Origin of the sequence: Labrenzia sp. PO1, assembly GCF_012273635.1 — a bacterium.
In the GTDB taxonomy this organism is placed as follows: Bacteria; Pseudomonadota; Alphaproteobacteria; order Rhizobiales; family Stappiaceae; genus Roseibium; species Roseibium algicola.
Window position 1 is genome coordinate 1303363 of record NZ_JAAXCR010000002.1, and the last position, 19772, is coordinate 1323134.

Here is a 19772-nt window from a genome sequence, read left to right on the forward strand (position 1 = left end):
GGAGTAGGCGATCCTTGCAGACCGCAAATGTCCCATATGGGAGAGCTTGAGCGGAAACCGAAGATACTTAGGCGGCGAAGCATCAAGCTCTCGCGTCTCTTTCAGCAACCTTGCGAAGCGCCAGGGACTGGCCCGGGGCAAAGCGTGACACTGCCCCATACAGCAGCCAGGACAGAAGACAGCCGACCAACGCCGCGGAATTCAGGTCCACCGTTGTCAGCAGCACGGTGACCGCGATCCCGACGTTCAGCGACACGATCGCCGCCGGCGCGCTCACACGCCGGCCGCGAACCGACGCCCAGACAACCGGCAAGAACACCGCCAGCGAACTGAAGGCGGAAATGATCGAGTTCAGGACATCCGCGAACAAGGCCGCTGAAAGACCGAGCAACGTGAACAGCGCGGCAACGATCAACTGCAATCTCCCCAGCGACAGTTCTGTCCGCTCCAGACCGGCCATCAGCGGCATCACGAACGTGTCCATCGTCGACATCACCACGGCGATGAGCATCAGGTCGACAAGCCATATCCAGGTCTGCGGCACCGACGTGTGCAGGATCTGCATCACGTCCCCGCCAGGCATGCTGTGCAGCCCAAGCCAGACAATAATGAGGTATCCCGCGAGGCATATCGGGGCACCGAGCAGGAATGCGCGCCGGGCGACCGACGGCTCCCGTGCGGTCGCCATCCGCTGCCAGTTGTCGACAGCCAGAACCGCGCTTGCCGGTATGAACAGCCAGATGCCGATCAGGATCGGAAAGCGGTAGGGACCAAGGTCGAAAAACACGAGCTCCCGCGAAGGCGCTTCCATGTTCCACATCCCGAGGATCGCAATGCCGACGAGAATGACCACAGCCTGCGGAATGTCGGTTTCCGTTGCCACCCTGTAGCCGCCAATCGCCGTATAGGCCCCTGCAACGAATGTTGCGAGCACGACTGCCGCAAGAGGGGGAATTGGAAGGACAGCCGTCAGGATAACGGCCAGGGCAATCAATTGTACCGAGGCCCGCAGAAGAAAGACAAAGGCAACCGGCACCCATATCAGGATCGGGTGCCGCACCTTGTGGGTGACCACGATGAGGTCGATCAGTCCCCTCACCCCGTATTTTTGCGACAACCTGTGCACACCCGGAGCGACAAGGGCACACATCATCAGCCCGGAGCCATAGGCCAGCGCGAGCGACAGGCCGATGACCGGGCTTGCCGCGGAAAACAGCACCAGGGCAACGAATGTACCGATGCCGATATTGCCGCAAATGATACCGGCGACCGTGGCCAGCAACCCCGTGCGACCCGAGTTGAAAATGTAATCGGCTCGCGTCCCCTTGCGGCTGCGCCAGAAGGCGTAAACCAGCGGCCCCAACAGAAACGTTCCAAGGACGATTGTCTGTGATCCCGTACCTGTCACGTCAGAAGCGGCCCCTCGAAAACGTGTTCCGTCCGACGGGCCCTGGTCAGGTAAAAATCCCCGTGAACTCTAACCGTTGTCCGATGTAACCCGGCACCCTATGATCTCCAATATATGGAAAACCATAGTTTATGCTTGGACAGACGCAGTGCCGCCCAGTTTGATCGAGAAATTGCCTGAAGGAATTTCTTCCAACAGTGCCTGGACAGCCAGTGCGCAATTCTTCGAATCCTTTGGCTTCGACAAGCTCATTTACATCGACCGCACGATGGCGGGTCTCTCGATGTTCACCACCTTTCCGGAAAGCTGGACCTCTCATTACCGCGCCGCCGCCTATGAGCGGATCGACCCCTTTTTTGCCTATTGCTGCACCTCGACTACTCCTATGGGGACAGGCATCGACTATCTTTCGGACTACCCGTATCTGTGCAATGCCCAGCGCCAACTCATTCAGGAAGCTGGAGAAACCGGCATGCGTGCCGGCATGTCCTGTATCGTGCGGCAAGCGGGCCCTGGTGGAGCTGGTGGCTGGAACCTCGGATCAAGCCTGCCGCGCCACGAAATCGAGAAGATATTTTCAGAACATGCCGACCTGCTCCGGCTGACAGCCTTCTTTGCGCACCAGCGCCTGCAGGCCGCGCTGGAAAACGAGCACAGGGACATCGCGCTGAGCCCAAGGGAAAAGGAATGCCTCCTTTGGGTCGCGCAAGGCCTGCGCAGCAAGCAGATTGCAGACAAGCTCGGCCTCCGACCGGTTACCGTCGAACTTCATCTCAAGAACGCCCGCACGAAACTTCGCGCCGCGACCCGCGAACAGGCAATTGCCATCGCGCTGCTCAACGGGCTGATTTCCCCTTAGTCAGGAATGTGGAAAAGGTGTCCTGTGCCTTTCACGTGTTCAAGCTCCCTTAAATGGGAGAGGGCGCGTACCACCCCAACTGTTCTGTTGTCTTCCGGACATGGGTTTTCCGGAGACATGCATGACGACGCTTTTCATCCTACTGATCATGAGCCTTGGCGGGTTCGTCTACCTGCAGAATCGCCTGGCAGCGGCCAGAAATGCCGTTGCGAACGGGCGTTCGGGCATTCAGGTTCAACTCAAGCGGCGGCATGACCTTGTTCCCGGGCTGGTGAGTGCGGTCCGCTCCGCCATCCGTCAGGAAAACCATGTCTTCGACCGTCTTCTGGACGTGCGGGAGAAGGCGATTGCGGTTCGGCAGGGCAGCCTGGAAGATATCGAACGGGCCGAAGGCGACCTGACCGCGGGGCTGAGCACCTTCCTTGGCTACGCGGAACATCATCCTGATGTGACTTCGACGGAAAACATCCTTCAACTGCAAAAACAGCTGGAGGAAACTGAAGACCAGATCAGTGCCGCGCGCCGGCTCTATAACGGCAATGTGGATCGCTACAACACGCTGCTGGATGCCATCCCTTCGTGTTGGGTCGGCTCGCTCCTCGGCTTCGAACGGGCAGCGTTTTTCGCACTCGATGCAGACCAATTGAAATCCGCTGAAGCCGTACCGCCAATCGACCTGACAAGAGCGCCGTCATGAGTGGGCGCGTCACGCACTGGGACCCGATCAAGGGTGAAATCTCCGTGGAGACTCCCGACGTCTCCGACATCCGATCAGGTGTTGTTCTGCCTGCTCCGGTCCGGCGCATGCTGCCGATAGGGGCGATCCTTGCCCTTTTGTGGACCATGGTGCAGGGCTTCTGGACGGACGGCTTTCCGTTTGTGCCTGTTGCGGTCACGACCGTGATGTTCGCGCTCATGTTTCTGGCGGGGGAGCTTGAAAACAGGGACGGCCGACAGTTGAAGCGCCGGGTCGAACTCGCACACAGGAAAGGCTGGAGCTACACCGGCAAGCTCATGGAGCGCGTGCGCGAATTCGGCACCGTCATGACATCGGACGGCGCGGATCGCCGAACGCGCCTGGTCAAATCCGAAAGGGCGCTTGCCGTGGAAGACCGCGTCCCCGAACTGACCAGGCTTCAGGTCGGATCCTTTGTCGGTGCCCAATTCGATGGCGAATTCTGGGGCACAAGCAGCAGCGACGGATTGCCGTTCTGGGTCGCAATCGGTGCCATGGAAATGGAAGCCGGCCTTGCGGCGAACCCTGCCCTGAGGCGTGACGCCCGTGGCGGCAGAGGGGGCTTCGGCGTGTTCTACTCCCTTTTGGGAGCTTATAAACTTGACCGCAAGACAGGCGTCCGGGCCGCAGTGCGACCGGAGAACCTCTTCCACAAGGGCCCTCTGGATCGGGACGTCAAGACGGAGTCCATCGCCTTCAACGAGGCATTCCATGTCTCCTGTTCAAACGATGTCGGAGCGGATGCGGACCTTGCCGTTCTCAGCATCCTGACGCCTGCTACTCAGACCACCCTGCTCGATCTGCTTGAGCGGTATCATACTGTCGGCTTCGTAATTGACGACGATGTCCTGTTCTTTCTGGCACAGGACAAGCTTGTCGGCGCCAACGCGCACCCGGACCGGGTCGATGCACATCTCGCCGACCTGCTCACCGAGTTCGAGGCCGCAAAGTTCTCTCTCAAGAATACCGTCGAATAGGGGCACTCGGCATGAAACGCCGCTTTTGCAGCCAGACCCTATGGATTTTCATAGATTTGCAACGGCGGCTTTCTGCTGCAGTCTCGCGGCGGGCGTCTGCAAGGGGACTTTTGACACATTGGGCAGATGTGGTTCTGAGACGAGATCTGCGCATGGAAGCAAAATACCTACCGAGACCTGACGGGCCTTCGCTTTATTACCGTCATTGGCCCGTCAACATGACGCGCCGTCTCTATTCGGGAAAAAGAACCGTTTTCCTGGGCCACAGCCAACCAACGCATTCAGGAATGCTGCAGCCACTCGCAGCGGGATTCCGCGCCTCCGGCTGGGACGTCCACTCCGGTGATATCCGGGGACACGGCAAGAGTTTCGACAAGACCTCGGTTGCCGGGCACCTGGATCCGCGAGACGGCTGGAAATCCGCTGTAGAAGACATGCGGCACCTGCTGGAGCGGAGCTTTGAGGACACGCCCTGGCAGGACCGGTTGATCGTCGTTCCCAATATCACCGCCCTGCTGACCTTGGAAGTCATGAAGACCTGGCCGGACCTTGCCCGGCACATCGTGTTCATCTCGCCGCCGCCCAACCAGAAGACGCTGGCGTTGTTCGGCAAGACTTTTTCCGAGGTTCGAATCCGCCTGAAAGGCGCGGATACGCCCGACGAACAGACCCTGCACCATCTCTATTCCTTCCTTGGCGCGCACCTGAAGGATCGCAGGCACCTTGCTGATGTCATGAGTACGGATCACCGCGTCATTCAGCAGGTCCTGGAAGACCCGCACGGCTGGCCGACACCGACACCCGCATATTGGAAGCAGATCTTCGAAGGCATGCTCAGTGCGTGGTCGTGGCCGCGTGACGCTCAGATGAAACCGGGCACGCGGTGCCTTGTCGTCTTCGGCGGCGAAGATGCAATGCTCCGCGACGGCGGTTTCCTGCCGCCCATCGAGCGCTTCCTGTCGCGGATTGGCATTGAGGACGTTGCCTCCGAACGTGTCGACGGAGCCCGGTCGGCGCTGTTTCTGGAAGAGGACAAATTCTCGATCAGCGGACGGATCCTGGACTGGGTCCAGAAAAACAGACGCCCTGAGGCCGATATCAGGGAAGTCGGCGTGGAAGAGCTTGCCTCGGACATCCTCAACCGGATCAGCGAAACCGGCGCACGGCAGCTGGAGCCGGATGAACTTGTCGAGCTCTGTTACAACGCCATCGACGACGACAGCCGATGGACGGAAATCATCTACCGGATGATCCATGAGGCAGAACTCTCCGGGAACGTCAACGAGGAAGAACTGCACGAGCGCATCAGCCGGCTGATGCCGCACTGGGAACGGGCGTTCAACCTGAACAAGCAGGTCATGATGAGCGCGACGCTCGGCGTTCTTCTGGAAAGCGTGATCGAGCGGCTGCAGATCGGTGTTGCCCTGCTGGACAGGCAAAACGACCTCCTGCATTGCAACGGCGCCTTCGAAACTTCGCTCTCGGGCCTGTTGCCGCAGGACGACGCTTGTCAAATTCAAGAAACCGCGAAGGCGCGGGTAAAGTCGCTGCTGGCAGAAAACGAAGCGGCAGTCATTTCTCGCCAGAACGGGGAAAGACTGATTGTCCATGAGGGCAAGCCTGTCGGCTTTCAGTTTTTTCCTGCCGCCCTCAAACAGACCAGCCTTCAGAGGCACGGGCCTGCCAGCTTGTTGTTGTTGAGGGTGCAGACCGGCGAAGACACCTCCGAAACCCGAAAGACCCTGATCGAACTGGCCTATGGCCTGACCGGCAAGGAAGCGGAGATTGCCCTCGAGATCGCCGAAGGACGATCGCTGGACCAGATTGCAGACAACCAGGGAATTCTGGTCAGCACGGCACGCGGGCATCTTAAAAAGAGTTTCCAGAAGATCGGCGTGCACAGTCAGTCGGAGCTTGTGGCCCGGCTGATGGCCGGGCCTGTCGGCTGGTTGAAATAGACCGTCCGCACGCATTCCATTCGGGAAGTATTCCTACCGCCTGTCACCTGCCAGCGGCGTAGACGGAACATCCCTGCTTCAAGGCGGCGCGACGGTCGCTCTGGCACTCGCAGGAAGGGGTGATCCCGGTGCCGGTGAGGCAGGAAACGCCTTTGACGTAGCAACCCTGGGCGCGAACCACCACCCTGTGGTTAAACCGGGTGCCATCGAACTTGGGATAGCCTTTTGTCACCCGGGCCATGGAAACGGCAAACCGGCGGCCATGGCTGTTCCTCATCTTGCCTTGCCAGTTTACCCAGGCTCTTGCCTCGGCACCGGCCCGGGTCTTGTGACCCTTGCTGAAAGCGCTCTCCGCCTGGATCGTGCAGATCGTTTTGGCCTGCGCCGAAAAGGTTGGCAGCAGGAAACTCGTCCCCAGTGCCAGAAAAAGTATCATCCAAATCTTCCGCATTTTCAGTCTCCGGTCTTGTTGGCGAGACATGTCGATGACGCAAGACTGACGTTTCGATCCGGCTGAAGCCTCTCCCATTTGGGTGAGCATCGATGCGGTTCCGGCACCGGACGGCGCTTATTTGCAGACAACGAAACCAAAAGCGGGACACTCGCCGGTTTCACAATAGGCGTCGACAGTGGCGGCCTTGCCGACGAGCTTGATGTCGCCGAAGCAGGCAACGTCCGGCAGACCGAATTTCAAACAATAGGCACGGGCGGGTGCCTTGCCGCATTCGCTGTAGCGATTGTCCGCTCCCTTGAAACAGGCGAGCACCCGGATGTCCGGTTGCCCCTGCACGAAGATCGGATCGACGGACACATTGCCCGGACATGGTGTCTCGGAAAATCCGTCGAGACTTGCGAAGTCGGGCAAGGCTTGTGCACCGCTGTCATTCGGCGATGCGCCGGTGTCCTCGGTACCCGAATTTGAAAGGCTGCCCGCGCCGATGCCTATACCGGAACCGGCAGCCTGCAAGCATTCGGATGGTGGCAAGGCTACGTTTCTTGCCACCTCCGTAAACCGTGCGGGATAAGCCTGGGCGAACAGGTCCCGGGCCTCTCCCGTCGTCATCAAGCCCAGCATCGCCAGGACGTCGCATTGCGAAGACGAAACGCCTTGGCAGCCATATCCCGCCGCACAAGCGAGGTCTTCGACCCCTGGGGCCTGGACGCCGGGACCTTGCGCGAAAACCGCTTCCAACAGGAACCAGGGGATTACAAAGGCCAGACAAGCACGGCGAGGACGAATCCTCATTGCGAAACCAGCTCGATTGCAAACCTGTCGAACTCGAAATGGCTCTCTTGCGACTTTGCCTTGTTCCACTGACCGGCGAGCACGCTCGGCTTGCCGGCAAGGCGCAGCACGGTAACCGGATCGGTCTCAAGAACGTAGGGGCCGCCCTCCTGACCGTCAGCAGCGGGCAATTCCAGTTCGATGGCAGCGGAGAGCGCACGTCCTCGCCGTTTCAGACGCAGCAGAGCACCATCGGTCGAAAGCGATTCCAGAACCTTGTTGCCATAGGCCCTGCCCGCCTTGTCGCACACGGTCTTGACGATCTGCTTGCCGAACAGATTGACATCGAAACGCGAGACTTCAGGCTTGCCTTCGGGATCTCCGGAGAGGCGGGTCAAGGACAGGTTCAGATAAGAACCGCAGCCTTTTGTCCAGATCCAGGCCATTGCGCCAATCTGGTTGTTCGTATCCTCCAGCAGCGACAACGATACGCTTTCATGACCGCTTTGTTCATGCAGCTTGAACTTGAGACTCAGGTCGAAATCACCGTCAGGCAGCGGCTCGTCAAGAACGAGGCGGTTCAGCGCGTTCTTGTTGTCGTAGATCGTGTCGCCCCCCAGTGCGGAGACAAACAGGGTGCCGCTTCCGGTAAACCTGGCCAGCCTGTCGGTTCCATTCAGTGTCTGCCAGCTGGCTGCCAGCTCCGGGCCGTCAAACGTTTCCTCAAACACAAGGGTGCTGGCCGGAACGACCTCTTCGGCTTCCGGCGCCGGTGCGGGAGGTTCCGCTGCCTTGCCTGTGTCCGCGACAGCCTGCTTGACGGCCTCGGTGAAGCTTTCGGCATTGTTGGCGGCGTAATAGTTGCCGCCGCCATTTTCGGCGATGCACTGAAGGGCCTGGTTCTCCTCCTGCGTCAGGTCAAACCCGACCACATGGACGCGGGTGTTGATACCGCGCTCGGCCAATGCCTTCGCCGCGGCGCATGGGTCACCGCCGCAGGTTTCCAGCCCGTCTGAAATCAGAAGCACGTTTGCCGGCCGGTTGGAGGCGGGCATGGCGGAAGCCGCCTGTTGCAGGGCGGCTGCGATGGGGGTTTTTCCACGAGGCGTAATCGCGTCGATAACCGGCTTCAGACGTTCGGTATCGAAGTTGGAAACCGGATACAGGATCTCGGTGTCTCCGCAATCCCCCTCCCGGCGGTGTCCGTAGGCCATGAGGCCGACGTTGGTCTGAGCCGGCAGGTCACCGATAAGGCCTGTCAGCGCCTGCTTCGCAGTGGTGATCTTGGCAACACCGTCGACCTGCCCCCACATGGAGCCTGAACCGTCCAGAACGAACAGAAGGTCGCTCCCTTCAGAGGACAGGCCGTTTCCGGGAAGGTCCCCTTCTTCCATGCCGGGTATTACCGCGTCTCCGCCGTTTGCAGCCTGTGTCTGCCCCGATCCAACGGTGGACCCGGCCGCTGAACTGCCCTTGAGCGTGATCTCGGAACCTGGATCCGATCTGATGTCCACACCGGCGGACTGCAGGAGATCAGACAACGACCAGTCGTTTGTTTCGGAATAGATGTCGTTGATCTGCCAGGAACCGTCCGGCACGGTTATCAGCGTGTAGATGTGCCGGATCGGCATTCCGAAGTTGGTAAAAGTCACCTTTATCCGGGCAGCGCCCTGCAAGAGGGGTGCGTCCGGATCGGGCTGAATGCTGAGATCGGAAATGCTCGCGTCCTGTGCATCATAGACCGGATCGAATTGCAAAATCCCCTGAAGCTCCCCTTGCACGAGGCCGTCGACGAGGAACTCCTTTGCGGCCGGAGCGTCGTTCAGGAGCGGCGTATCGCCGTCGTTGAACCGCTTGGAATGTTCGGCATAAAACAGCCGCACGAGGTTCTCTGCGGCGGCGACATCACCTTGCTGAGCATGAGAAGGTAAAGCTGCACAAAGGGCGAGCGAGAAAGGAACCACGAGCCGCAGTACGCGCGCCCGAGTGGGAAGAGCAGACATGGGAAACTCCGGGCTCATTGTTGCGGACGGCGGATGCTGAAGTGGTCGAACTCGGCCAGCGTTTCACCGCTGCCGGCGCGGCTGCCCTGGCCAAGCAGGAAAACCGGTTTGCCGAAAGGCGCCATGCGGGCAATCCAGTTGGTGTGAATGGTCTCGAGACCGGCGGGCTTTTGCGCCCCTCTGTCCGGAACGGTCAATGTCAGGGAGGTCCGGTAGCGCAACCCTCTTCTGGAGAGGGTCAGCTCAAAACCTTCTGCAAACAGGTTCGACAAGATCTGATCCCCGAGGGGCCGGCCGGCCTTGTCGCAAACGGACTTGATGATGGGACCGTCAAACAGGCTGTGGTTGGCGGCGGTCAAAACCGGCTCGCCTTCCGGCATTACCGGCTGATTGGCGACAGTCCGCAGGAACAGTGCAGGACCGCACCCCTTGGTGAGCACATAAAGATGGGCTGCAATAAAATTGTCCGGACTTTCCCGAAGTCCCAGCCAGACTTCGTCGTAACCGGTTTTCGGATCGAGCTTGCCCTTGATAGCAAGATCGAAGTCTCCCTCAGGCGGCACGCCTTGCAGCTCGAAGATGTTGCTCGTATCCGCATTTCGCAGACTGTTCTTGCCGCCGCTCGTGAGCGCAAGCAGGATGCCGTTCTCTACAACGAAGGAGTCCTTGTCAGCATTCAGGATTTGCCAGTGCCCGGCCAGATCCTTGCCGTCAAACGGCTCTTCAAAGGGAAGTTCGATCGCGGTGGCAGTCGGTGCCAGGCCGCCGTCGGCTGCGGCCAGCCTGGCCTGTTCTTCAGCTGTCAGGTTTGTCTGGGCCTGCGCCGAAACCGCGCCGAGCAGAAAAACTGCAGTTGCCTGAAATAGCGAACGTCCCGATTTTCCTGATCTGCGCGCCAGCTTCTGCAAGCGGGAAGAAACTTTCGTGCATACGGCCATCTAAAAATGCTCCAACCGTGGTCGACGGCTGGAAGCCTATAGAGGCGTGGCAGATCGGCCCTCCCTCAAATGGGAGAGACACTGAATGCAAATCACTATTCAGGACTGTTTTTGCAAAGAAATTGCCGGGGGATTGCAGACGGTACATGCCCGCTTCAAAGGCTCATTCGATAACGCCGCGGGCAACGCAGGCACCTGGCGGGCTGCCTTTCAAAAACAAGTCCCGCTGCCTCCTGGAAGCAGCGGGACATGAATTTCGGCAATGCAGACTGGTCTCAGTCGGCGAGATCCTGGACGCTGACCACGCCGCCGTTTTCATCGAGGCGATAGATGATCGGCGTTCCGGTGCCCAGTTCACGCTTCAGGATTTCTTCCGGTGAAAGATCTTCCAGATCCATGATCAGCGACCGCAGCGAGTTGCCGTGCGCGGCAACGATCGTGCGGCTGCCAGCCAGGACGCGCGGCAGAATTTCCGACTTGTAGTAAGGCAGAACGCGCTCTGCGGTCATCTTCAGGCTTTCACCGCCCGGAGGCGGAATGTCGTAGGAGCGGCGCCAGATATGGACCTGCTCTTCGCCGAACTTCTCGCGCGCTTCGTCCTTGTTCATGCCGGTGATGTCACCGTAGTCACGCTCGTTGAGAGCCTGATCCTTGAAGGTTTCAAGGCCGGTCTGGCCCAGTTCTTCCAGGATGATGTCCAGCGTCTTCTGTGCACGCGACAGATCGGAGGTGAAAGCAACGTCGAAGGACAGCTTCAGATCCCTGAGCTGCTCGCCGGCCTTGTGAGCCTCCGCCACGCCCTGCTCGGTCAGGTCCGGGTTTTTCCAGCCGGTGAACAGGTTCTTCAAATTCCAGTCGCTCTGTCCGTGACGGACAAGCACAAGAAGGCGGTCCATGCCATTCTCCTCAAGCTAAATGCGTATCTTCAAGAATCCAGGCCGAGGACATCGGCCATCGAATAAAACCCGGGCTTCTGGTCAAATCCCCACAGTGCCGCCTTGACGGCCCCGCGGGCGAACAGTTGCCGGTCTTCCGCCCGGTGAGTGAGTTCGATGCGCTCGCCTTCACCTGCAAAAATCACTGAATGCTCCCCGATGACCGACCCGCCCCGCAGGGTTGCAAAGCCTATGTCGCCGGTCTTGCGAGGGTCCATGATACCGTCGCGCGAACGGACCGAATGGGCGGCCAGATCCAGGCCCCGGCCCTGTGCAGCCGCTTCGCCAAGCAACAGCGCCGTGCCCGAGGGGGCATCCACCTTGTGCTTGTGATGCATTTCCAGAACCTCGATGTCGAAATCCGCGTCAAGCGCGGCGGCAGCCTTGCGCACCAGGCTCGCCAGCAGATTGACACCCAGGCTCATGTTTCCGGATTTGACGATCCGGGCATGGCGGGCAGCTGCCTTCAGAGGTTCGTCCTGCCCTTCAGCCCAACCGGTGGTGCCGATGACATGGACGATGCGAGCCTGCGCGGCCAGCTCGGCAAACCAGAGGCTTGCCGCCGGCGCCGTGAAATCCAGGACGCCGTCAGAGGCGGCAAAGGCGGTCAAGGGATCGTCGGTGACAGGAACGCCCAAGGAACCTGTTCCAGCCAGGTCGCCCACATCCTTGCCAAGAAACTCGGAGCCCTCGCGTTCGATCGCCGCGACGACGGTAGCACCTGTTGTTTCCGTGACCGCCCGCGTCAATGCCCGGCCCATTCGGCCACCGGCTCCAACGACTACCAAGCGCATCTGCCCCATCAAGTGGCTCCGTCTTCCTCAATAGGCCAATCGACCCCAATTCACTTCACGATGGGGGTATACCAGTTTCACCGGGGGAGGCAAACGCCCGATCATGCGAGAGGACAGCAGCGCTAAATAGAAATGGCTCCTGTCAAATATTACCATATTCAACCGCGACATTATTAATGAACAGCAAGTTAAATTGACAATAAAGTCGCAACATCTTCACCATTCCAATTCACCAAAGGTAAACCTCGAGCAGTTACGTTTAAGTCTGCAAGTGTTTTTTCTTACAATTGCAAAACGAGGACCAGGTTTCATGATACTGTGCTTATGGACGCATCGGTTCGTCACAAGCTGTCTTTTCCCGAAGCTGTCCATACCCGCCGCCGGGTGCCTTGTACTTGCAAGACCAGCAACAACCTGTTGTTCCAACCGAGAAGGACCCCGCCCCGCCTTGCTTCCCGTCACGTCCCATTATCCTGTCAGATGATGCCCGCCGGTTCAGGAGCGCTTCGTTGAAGGCCAGTTTTTCCATTCCCTTCAGCCGCCTTGTCATGGCTCTGTTTGCGTTCGGCCTCATGGGAACGGCGATCGCACTCTTCTGGATTACGTACCTTGGCAGCCTGTCGATTGCCGAACATGAAATTGCCCGCAGCGCGAAATCCAAGGCAACACTCGCAAGGCTCGTCTTCACCCAGCATCTGGACAAACTCGAAACGCAGATCCGCGCGGTCGCGGCCAACCCGGATATCCGGCAGGCTCTTTTGGACAACGACAAGGAGACCGCCAAGGTCATCATTGAACGCGCTTCCGAAGGTATGACCAGCGCGGTTCTGGACATTCTCCTGATCGATCTTCCAGGTGAAAACGGCTGGGTAAACGGCAGTCTCGGCCTGATCGACCTGAGCCACCAATTGCCGGTGAAGATACGTGCGGCCATGCCGCCCGACATCTGGGTAACTTACGCGGACCATGATTCCGATCCCATACAGATCACTGCAGCGCTCTCTGTTCTGGTTCTCGATCCCGATACCGGCCGAGTCCTCGGCAGGATTTATGGCGGGACGACTATCACCGATTCCTTCTCCCTGCCGGGTGTCCTCGCCAAGGCGCTACGGGTGGAAGATATCGCCTTCTATCACCATGAGGATGTTGTGGCGGGCATCGGCGACCTGACCACGGAAGTGCTTCCCGAACGGCTCTACGCTACACCTGACGACGTCAATTACGCGCTGAACGGAGAGAACCTTTTCGTTTTTGCTCCGCTGATGCAGGGTCTGGACGGCCACATGCTTGCGACCGTGATCAAGCAGCCCGTGGACACCCTGCAAAAGGTCGAGGAAACCTACAGCCAGCTGTTCACGCCTTTCCTGCTTTATACCGCGATACTGGCAATCGGTGCTGCGCTTCTGGTCAATCGCATCACCACGGCCGGCCTGGGCAGGCTGCTGAACTACGCGATGAGCCTGCGGCAGGACAAGGTGGTGTCGCCGCCGCCGCCCGGGCTGATCTTCGAATTCAACAAACTGGCGACCATGTTCCAGGCGGCGTTTGAATCCGTTCGTGACCGCGATGCCCAGTTCAAGGACATGATCGACGGCTCGATGCACGGCGTGCTGGTTCATGCCAATCATCGCATCCTTTATGTGAACGACGCCCTGCTGAAAATGTGCGGTTACGCCCCCGGTGAACCCGAGCAGCTTGTCGAGTCCCCCACACTGGTGATCTACGCGCCGGAAGAGCACAGCCGGCTGCGCAGCTATTACAACATGCGTGAAAACGGCGAAGGCGCTCCGCGCGCCTATGAGGTCAAGGGCATCCGCAAGGATGGAGAGACCATATGGCTGGAGCAGCATGTTCGGTTGACGGAATGGCGCGGGGAACGCGCCTATTACGCTACCATCACGGACATCAGCGAGCGCAAGCGCCAGGAAGAACTGGCAACCAAGAATGCCAACTTCGACATTCTGACCGGTCTGCCGAACCGGCGTCTGTTCATGGACCGTTTGCGCCAGGCCATCCAGCGCGGCAAACATATGGGCGACCTGACGGCGCTGATGATCCTCGACCTCGACAGGTTCAAGACCGTCAACGAAACCTATGGCCCCAAGGCCGGGGACAAAGTCATCGAAACCGTAGCTGCGCGTCTGACCAGGACCCTTGGTCCGGACCAGACCGTGGCCCGCATGGGCGGCGACGAATTCGCCATTATCCTGTCGAACCCGGAAGACCGCTGGCAGATCGAACAGACCGCCCGTGACATTCTGAAGGCGATCGGTGACCCGATCGAACTGGAAGACGGCAATGAAGCCGTGCTTGCCGGCAGTCTCGGCATTACCGTCTGTCCGCACGACGGCACACACGAGGAAGCGCTGCTGATGCAGGCCGACACCAGCATGCTGCAGGCCAAGGCCGATAGCGGTGCCAGTTACCGGTTCTTTGCCACGCGTATGAATGAACAGGCCGCCCGCGCAAGCCAGATCGAGATCTGCCTCCGGCAAGCCATCGAGAAGGGTGAGCTGCACCTGAATTTCCAGCCGATCATGGACTATCAAAAGAACCGCGTGGTGAGCTGCGAAACCCTGGCACGCTGGACCGATCCCAAGTTGGGCGTCGTTCCGCCGACCGAATTCATCAAGGTGGCCGAAGACTGTGGGCTCATCGTGCCGCTTGGTGAACAGGTGCTGCGCGAGGCCTGCGAATTCTTCCAGTCCTGCAACCGTAACGGCCTGCAGCTCGACGGGATCAGCGTCAACATCTCGCCGCGCCAGTGCAGGGACGCGGATTTCCTGCCTCGGCTGAGAGAAATCCTCGACGAGACCGGCATGGACCCGACACGTCTGCAACTGGAAGTCACCGAAAGCGTGATGTTCGACGACCAGCGCGTCAACCCGGTCGAAATTCTGGAAGCCATCAGCAACCTCGGCATCAAGATCTCCCTGGATGATTTCGGCACCGGCTATTCGTCGCTCAGCTACCTGAAGCGCCTGCCGATCGACACGCTCAAAATCGACCGGACCTTCATCATGGGCCTGGAGCGGGATGTGGACGGCCAGGCACTGGTTCAGGCGATCATTTCAATGGCCGGCTCGCTGCATATCGAAGTCGTGTGCGAGGGAGCCGAAACGCACGAACAATGTGAGCTGATCCATTCCTTCGGCTGCTCGCTCATCCAGGGGTACAGCTTTTCGCGCCCGCTTTCCGGCGTCGACTTCCACCGCTATCTCGCCAAGATGAACGGCGTCGATTCAGTTGCCGCCCGGGCCGGCTGACCAGCCTTTCTCGCTTCAAGACAAACAAAAAACGGGGACCTTTCGGTCCCCGTTTCATATCTTGCGTCAGTCGGACGGAAGCTTATTCAGCTTCTTCCTTCTTTTCGATTTCCTTGCCGGTTTCCTGGTCGACAACCTTCATGGACAGGCGGACCTTGCCGCGCTCGTCGAAGCCCATGAGCTTGACCCAAACCTTGTCGCCTTCCTTGATCACGTCGGTGACCTTGGCAACTTTCTTCGGAGCCAGCTGGGAGATGTGGACCAGACCGTCCTTCGCACCGAAGAAGTTCACGAATGCGCCGAAATCAACGCATTTGACGACGGTGCCTTCGTAGATCATGCCCACTTCCGGCTCAGCGGCGATGGAGTTGATCCAGTTGACGGCAGCCTTGATCGCCTTGCCGTCGGCAGATGCGATCTTGACGGTGCCGTCGTCTTCGATGTTGACCTTCGCGCCGGTCTTTTCCACGATTTCGCGGATGACCTTGCCGCCCGAACCGATGACTTCACGGATCTTGTCGACCGGGATCTTCATCACTTCGATGCGCGGAGCATGTTCGCCGAGCTCGGCACGAGCCTCGGTGATGGCCTTGGACATTTCGCCGAGGATGTGGATACGGCCGTCCTTGGCCTGACCCAGAGCGACCTTCATGATCTCTTCGGTGATACCGTCGATCTTGATGTCCATCTGCAGCGAGGTGATGCCGTCCTGGGTACCGGCGACCTTGAAGTCCATGTCGCCGAGGTGATCTTCATCGCCCAGAATGTCGGACAGAACCGCAAAACGGTCGCCGTCCTTGATCAGGCCCATGGCGATACCGGCAACCGGTGCCTTCAGCGGAACGCCGGCATCCATCAGCGACAGCGAAGTGCCGCAGACGGTTGCCATGGAAGAAGACCCGTTGGATTCGGTGACTTCGGAAACGACGCGGACGGTGTACGGGAACTCGTGATGCGGAGGCATCATCGGGTTGATTGCACGCCATGCCAGCTTGCCGTGACCGATTTCGCGGCGTCCCGGGGAGCCCATGCGGCCGGTTTCACCGACGGAGTAAGGCGGGAAGTTGTAGTGCAGCATGAAGTGAGACTTCACGGTGCCTTCCAGAAGATCGATGAACTGCTCGTCTTCGCCGGTGCCGAGGGTGGCAACGACCAGGCCCTGGGTTTCACCACGGGTGAAGAGTGCGGAACCGTGCGCACGCGGCAGAATGCCGACTTCGGAAGAAATCGCACGGACGGTCGACAGGTCACGTCCGTCGATACGGGTGCCGGTGTCGAGGATCGCGCCACGAACGATTTCTGCTTCCAGTTTCTTGAACTGCTCGCCCAGAACGGTGCTTTCGACGGCTTCGCCTTCGGCAGCGTTGGTGATCAGCGCTTCAACGACCTTCGCCTTGGCAGCGTCGACTGCGTTCTTGCGGTCGGTCTTGGACGTGATCTTGTAAGCGGCAACAAGCTCGGCCTCGGCCAGAGCCTTGACCTTGCCGAACAGCTCGGAATGATCCGGCAGGACCAGCTCGCGCGGTTCCTTGGCAGCGGTTTCAGCCAGTTTGATGATCGCGTCGATCACCGGCTGGAAGCCCTTGTGGCCGAACATCACAGCGCCGAGCATGATGTCTTCGTTCAGTTCCTTGGCTTCGGATTCAACCATCAGAACGGCGTCATTGGTACCGGCAACAACCAGATCCAGCGAGGATTCCGGCATGTCGTCGACCAGCGGGTTCAGCACGTATTCGCCGTTGATGTAGCCAACGCGCGCGCCGCCGATCGGACCCATGAAGGGAACGCCCGACAGGGTCAGAGCAGCGGAAGAAGCCACCATCGCCAGGATGTCCGGAGCGTTTTCCAGATCGTGCGACAGAACGGTGATGACCACCTGGGTGTCGTTCTTGTAGCCGTCTGCGAACAGCGGGCGGATCGGACGGTCGATCAGGCGGGACGTCAGCGTCTCGTGCTCCGACGGACGGCCTTCACGCTTGAAGTAGCCGCCCGGGATCTTACCAGCGGCAAATGCCTTTTCCTGGTAGTTCACGGTGAGCGGGAAAAAATCCTGGCCCGGCTTCGGAGACTTGGCGGAAACAACCGTCGCCAGAACCTTCGTTTCGCCATAGGTCGCCATGACGGCGCCGTCGGCCTGACGGGCAACCTTGCCCGTTTCGAGGACGAGCGGGCGTCCGCCCCACTCGACTTCTACACGATGAATATCAAACATCATCTGTCCTTACAGCTTTGCCTGCCTTTGGCTGCTTTCGGTACAGCACGGTCATGGCAGACACATTCCCGGTCGGCCCCGTATGGGCCGGTTACCGGCGGACAGGTCACGGGCAAGACGACGAGCTGCTTTCGGCTCAAGACGGAAAGAAGCCGGCAATCCTGCCCCATGACGTGTCACGAGGTCTCTATAGAGCGTTCCACTCGAATTTGAAACACTCAAAGCTCTTTCGCGGAACAAAGACCCGAAGTGGATCAGTGTTTTGCCCGCAAGAGCTGCGTCCGGCAAATGCCGTCACGCAATACAAAAACGCGGCGGGTTCTCACCCACCGCGCTTTCAGGTTCTGAGTTCTTAGCGGCGAATGCCAAGACGCGTGATCAGCGACTTGTAGCGTTCTTCGCTCTTGCCGCGCGTGTAGTCCAGAAGGGACCGGCGCTGCGCAACCATTTTCAGAAGACCGCGGCGGGAGTGGTTATCCTTGCCATGACCCTTGAAGTGTTCGGTCAGGTTGTTGATCCGCTCGGTGAGGATCGCGACCTGTACTTCCGGGGAACCGGTGTCGCCTTCTTTGATGGCGTATTCCTTGATGAGCTCAGCTTTGCGCTCTGCAGTAATCGACATCGCTCTTTCCTTTCAAAGAGTGGGGTCCGTTGACCGGACACGTTGAAATGCCGGAGACCGGCCTGATCCGGACGTTTCCAGAGCCGAGATGTCGTTCAGCAAAGGATCCTTCCGGACGAATTGGGCATCAGTGCCCAATGGCGGCGGAATATGGCGGAAAACCCTTCGAAAATCCAGAGGTTTCTCAGGTTTTTTCGCCACACCAGAATTTACAGGTGAAACACCCTGGTCGGCTGGAACCGGCCCTTGTCAATTGAGCCGATGGCAACCGGCACGCTGGCGTGGCTGGCAAAGGCGACTTCCGTGTTGAGCGGAGCATCCCGGCCGCGCAGCAGCACGGCCATGCCCTTGCGGATCCTGGCCGCGTCATCGAGCGAAACCGGTACCTCGATCAGATTGTCCATCGCCTCGCGAACCGGCAGAACGAACTCCTCGACCAGAGCCTCAATGCCGGCGCCTTCCTCAAGCGCCTCGGCTGCTTCCTGGATTTCGTCCAGCCCGATCAGGTCCTCTTCGCCGAACGGACCGACCAGCAAACGGCGCAACTCGGTCACGTGACCGCGGCTGCCGAGCCGGCGGCCGAGATCGCGTGCGATGGCCCGCACATAGGTGCCCTTGCCGCATTCAGCCTCGAAGACGGCGCGGTTCTCATCCGGACATTCAACCAGATCCAGCCGGTGCACGTCGATCGGGCGGGCTTCCAGTTCGACTTCCTCACCGTCGCGGGCCAAATCATATGCCCGTTCACCGGCAACCTTGATGGCGGAGAATTTCGGCGGGACCTGCATGATCGTGCCGACAAACTCGCCAAGGACTGCCGAGATTTCATCCGCACTCGGCCGCACGTCGGACGTTGCAACCGCTTCGCCTTCAGTGTCGTCGGTATTGGTTTCCACGCCCCAGGTCACCTCGAAACGGTAGACCTTGCGGCCATCCATGACGAAGGGCACGGTTTTCGTGGCTTCGCCGAAGGCAACCGGCAGGAGGCCGGACGCGCGCGGATCAAGCGTTCCGGCATGGCCGACCTTTTCCGGCGAGAAGATCCGCTTGATCTTGCCAAGCGCCTCGTTGGAGGAGATGCCATATGGCTTGTCCAGCACCAGCCATCCGTTGATTGCGTTCTTTTTTCTTTTGAATTGTTTTTGGCGTGCCATGAGTGCGTTTCAATACGATTGCAATTGTTTTACGGCGACAAAAGAAACACTGACTGTCGGCCCCACCATCCATGCGCAACAGCGAGACCCTGAAGACATCAGCTTTCGTCAGCGATCATTCTCGAGTTTTTCAAGTCTGTTGTGGTCACAGTAAGTCACCTGGTTTCCAACTTTATGCGCCTTCGCCAAGTCGCATGCCCCACTTATCTTTGAAGGGACACTTCCTGTTCCACTATCAGAGAAGCCTATCAACTCGGTGCTCCCAGCCCTGATAACGAGATAGTACCCAAGTAGTTCGTCGCCATACACATGAACCGTTTTGATTCCTGACAGCGGCCCCACTTTGAATTTGCCATCTGCATCCGTTCTGGTGACTGCATGCCTTGACCCTGGCGGGTTATCTTTTGATGCGTCTGATGGAGCCAATGCTGCCACCAACTCAATCTCTGCATTTGCAACCGGCATACCATCGTTTAACAGCACGCCCGAAACCTCAGGCGCGAGGACGCGTGGAACGGGAAACACGACACATGCAGAGGTCGCTGCACCAAGTGCGATTGCTGCGATAGTTCTGAAGAGCGCCATCTTCTTTCACATCAAGTGACTTGCAGACACGGCACACATTCAAGTCGACCGACCAGACAAATTCAGTTTTCCATTTCCCGGCGAGGCTACAATTACCGAG

The 19772-nt window shown here is 59.1% G+C and carries 16 protein-coding genes; 5 read left to right on the forward strand and 11 right to left on the reverse strand.

The features are described 5' to 3' along the window. Positions 1–82 precede the first annotated feature (82 nt). Positions 83–1408 (reverse strand): hypothetical protein, encoded by a 1326-nt coding sequence (locus tag HCG46_RS13920; RefSeq protein WP_168686533.1) that lies wholly within the window; start codon positions 1406–1408, stop codon positions 83–85. A gap of 148 nt (positions 1409–1556) precedes the next feature. Here HCG46_RS13920 and HCG46_RS13925 point away from each other — a divergent pair, with 148 nt between their 5' ends. The 4 genes from HCG46_RS13925 (at position 1557) to HCG46_RS13940 (ending at position 5938) form a co-directional block, all read left to right on the forward strand. Beyond that, a complete protein-coding gene (locus tag HCG46_RS13925; protein ID WP_168686534.1) occupies positions 1557–2267 on the forward strand; it encodes a LuxR family transcriptional regulator in 711 nt (236 codons plus the stop codon). Positions 2268–2388: 121 nt separating this feature from the next. Continuing rightward, positions 2389–2964: a LemA family protein gene (locus tag HCG46_RS13930; RefSeq protein WP_168686535.1), complete on the forward strand. Its 576-nt coding sequence runs from the start codon at positions 2389–2391 to the stop codon at positions 2962–2964. Continuing rightward, complete coding sequence (locus HCG46_RS13935; RefSeq protein WP_168686536.1) at positions 2961–3980, forward strand: DUF3137 domain-containing protein; 1020 nt, start codon at positions 2961–2963, stop codon at positions 3978–3980. The genes HCG46_RS13930 and HCG46_RS13935 overlap by 4 nt, the downstream gene beginning before the upstream one ends. A 218-nt stretch (positions 3981–4198) precedes the next feature. Further along, positions 4199–5938 carry an alpha/beta hydrolase gene (locus tag HCG46_RS13940; RefSeq protein WP_286185391.1) on the forward strand — a complete coding sequence of 580 codons (1740 nt, stop codon included), beginning with the start codon at positions 4199–4201 and terminating at the stop codon, positions 5936–5938. A gap of 43 nt (positions 5939–5981) precedes the next feature. Here HCG46_RS13940 and HCG46_RS13945 read toward each other — a convergent pair whose 3' ends face one another. From HCG46_RS13945 to dapB, 6 genes are all read right to left on the reverse strand, one after another. Then, positions 5982–6374 (reverse strand): hypothetical protein, encoded by a 393-nt coding sequence (locus HCG46_RS13945; protein WP_022999097.1) that lies wholly within the window; start codon positions 6372–6374, stop codon positions 5982–5984. Between the two features lie 132 nt (positions 6375–6506). Continuing rightward, a complete protein-coding gene (locus HCG46_RS13950) occupies positions 6507–7001 on the reverse strand; it encodes a hypothetical protein (protein ID WP_168686538.1) in 495 nt (164 codons plus the stop codon). 179 nt (positions 7002–7180) lie between these two features. After that, the gene (locus tag HCG46_RS13955; RefSeq protein WP_168686539.1) at positions 7181–9166 is read right to left on the reverse strand and encodes a VWA domain-containing protein; all 1986 of its coding nucleotides are present in this window, start codon (positions 9164–9166) and stop codon (positions 7181–7183) included. Between the two features lie 14 nt (positions 9167–9180). Then, a complete protein-coding gene (locus tag HCG46_RS13960) occupies positions 9181–10104 on the reverse strand; it encodes a hypothetical protein (protein ID WP_168686540.1) in 924 nt (307 codons plus the stop codon). 275 nt (positions 10105–10379) lie between these two features. Further along, on the reverse strand, positions 10380–11000 hold the full coding sequence (locus HCG46_RS13965; protein WP_022999102.1) for a 2,3-bisphosphoglycerate-dependent phosphoglycerate mutase: 621 nt from the start codon (positions 10998–11000) through the stop codon (positions 10380–10382). Between the two features lie 29 nt (positions 11001–11029). Further along, on the reverse strand, positions 11030–11842 hold the full coding sequence (gene dapB / locus HCG46_RS13970; protein ID WP_200863749.1) for a 4-hydroxy-tetrahydrodipicolinate reductase: 813 nt from the start codon (positions 11840–11842) through the stop codon (positions 11030–11032). Positions 11843–12342: 500 nt separating this feature from the next. On the opposite strand from dapB, the gene HCG46_RS13975 reads away from it, so the two are divergent. Continuing rightward, a complete protein-coding gene (locus tag HCG46_RS13975) occupies positions 12343–15099 on the forward strand; it encodes an EAL domain-containing protein (RefSeq protein WP_168686541.1) in 2757 nt (918 codons plus the stop codon). 82 nt (positions 15100–15181) lie between these two features. On the opposite strand, the gene pnp is transcribed toward HCG46_RS13975, so the two are convergent. From pnp to HCG46_RS13995, 4 genes are all read right to left on the reverse strand, one after another. Then, positions 15182–17311, reverse strand: a complete 2130-nt coding sequence (gene pnp / locus HCG46_RS13980; RefSeq protein WP_031268705.1) for a polyribonucleotide nucleotidyltransferase — start codon at positions 17309–17311, stop codon at positions 15182–15184. Between the two features lie 352 nt (positions 17312–17663). Beyond that, positions 17664–17933 carry a 30S ribosomal protein S15 gene (rpsO, locus tag HCG46_RS13985; RefSeq protein WP_022999106.1) on the reverse strand — a complete coding sequence of 90 codons (270 nt, stop codon included), beginning with the start codon at positions 17931–17933 and terminating at the stop codon, positions 17664–17666. A gap of 209 nt (positions 17934–18142) precedes the next feature. Continuing rightward, positions 18143–19087 (reverse strand): tRNA pseudouridine(55) synthase TruB, encoded by a 945-nt coding sequence (gene truB, locus HCG46_RS13990; RefSeq protein ID WP_075281729.1) that lies wholly within the window; start codon positions 19085–19087, stop codon positions 18143–18145. A gap of 108 nt (positions 19088–19195) precedes the next feature. Further along, on the reverse strand, positions 19196–19672 hold the full coding sequence (locus tag HCG46_RS13995) for a DUF4198 domain-containing protein (protein ID WP_139314051.1): 477 nt from the start codon (positions 19670–19672) through the stop codon (positions 19196–19198). Between the last annotated feature and the right edge of the window lie 100 nt (positions 19673–19772).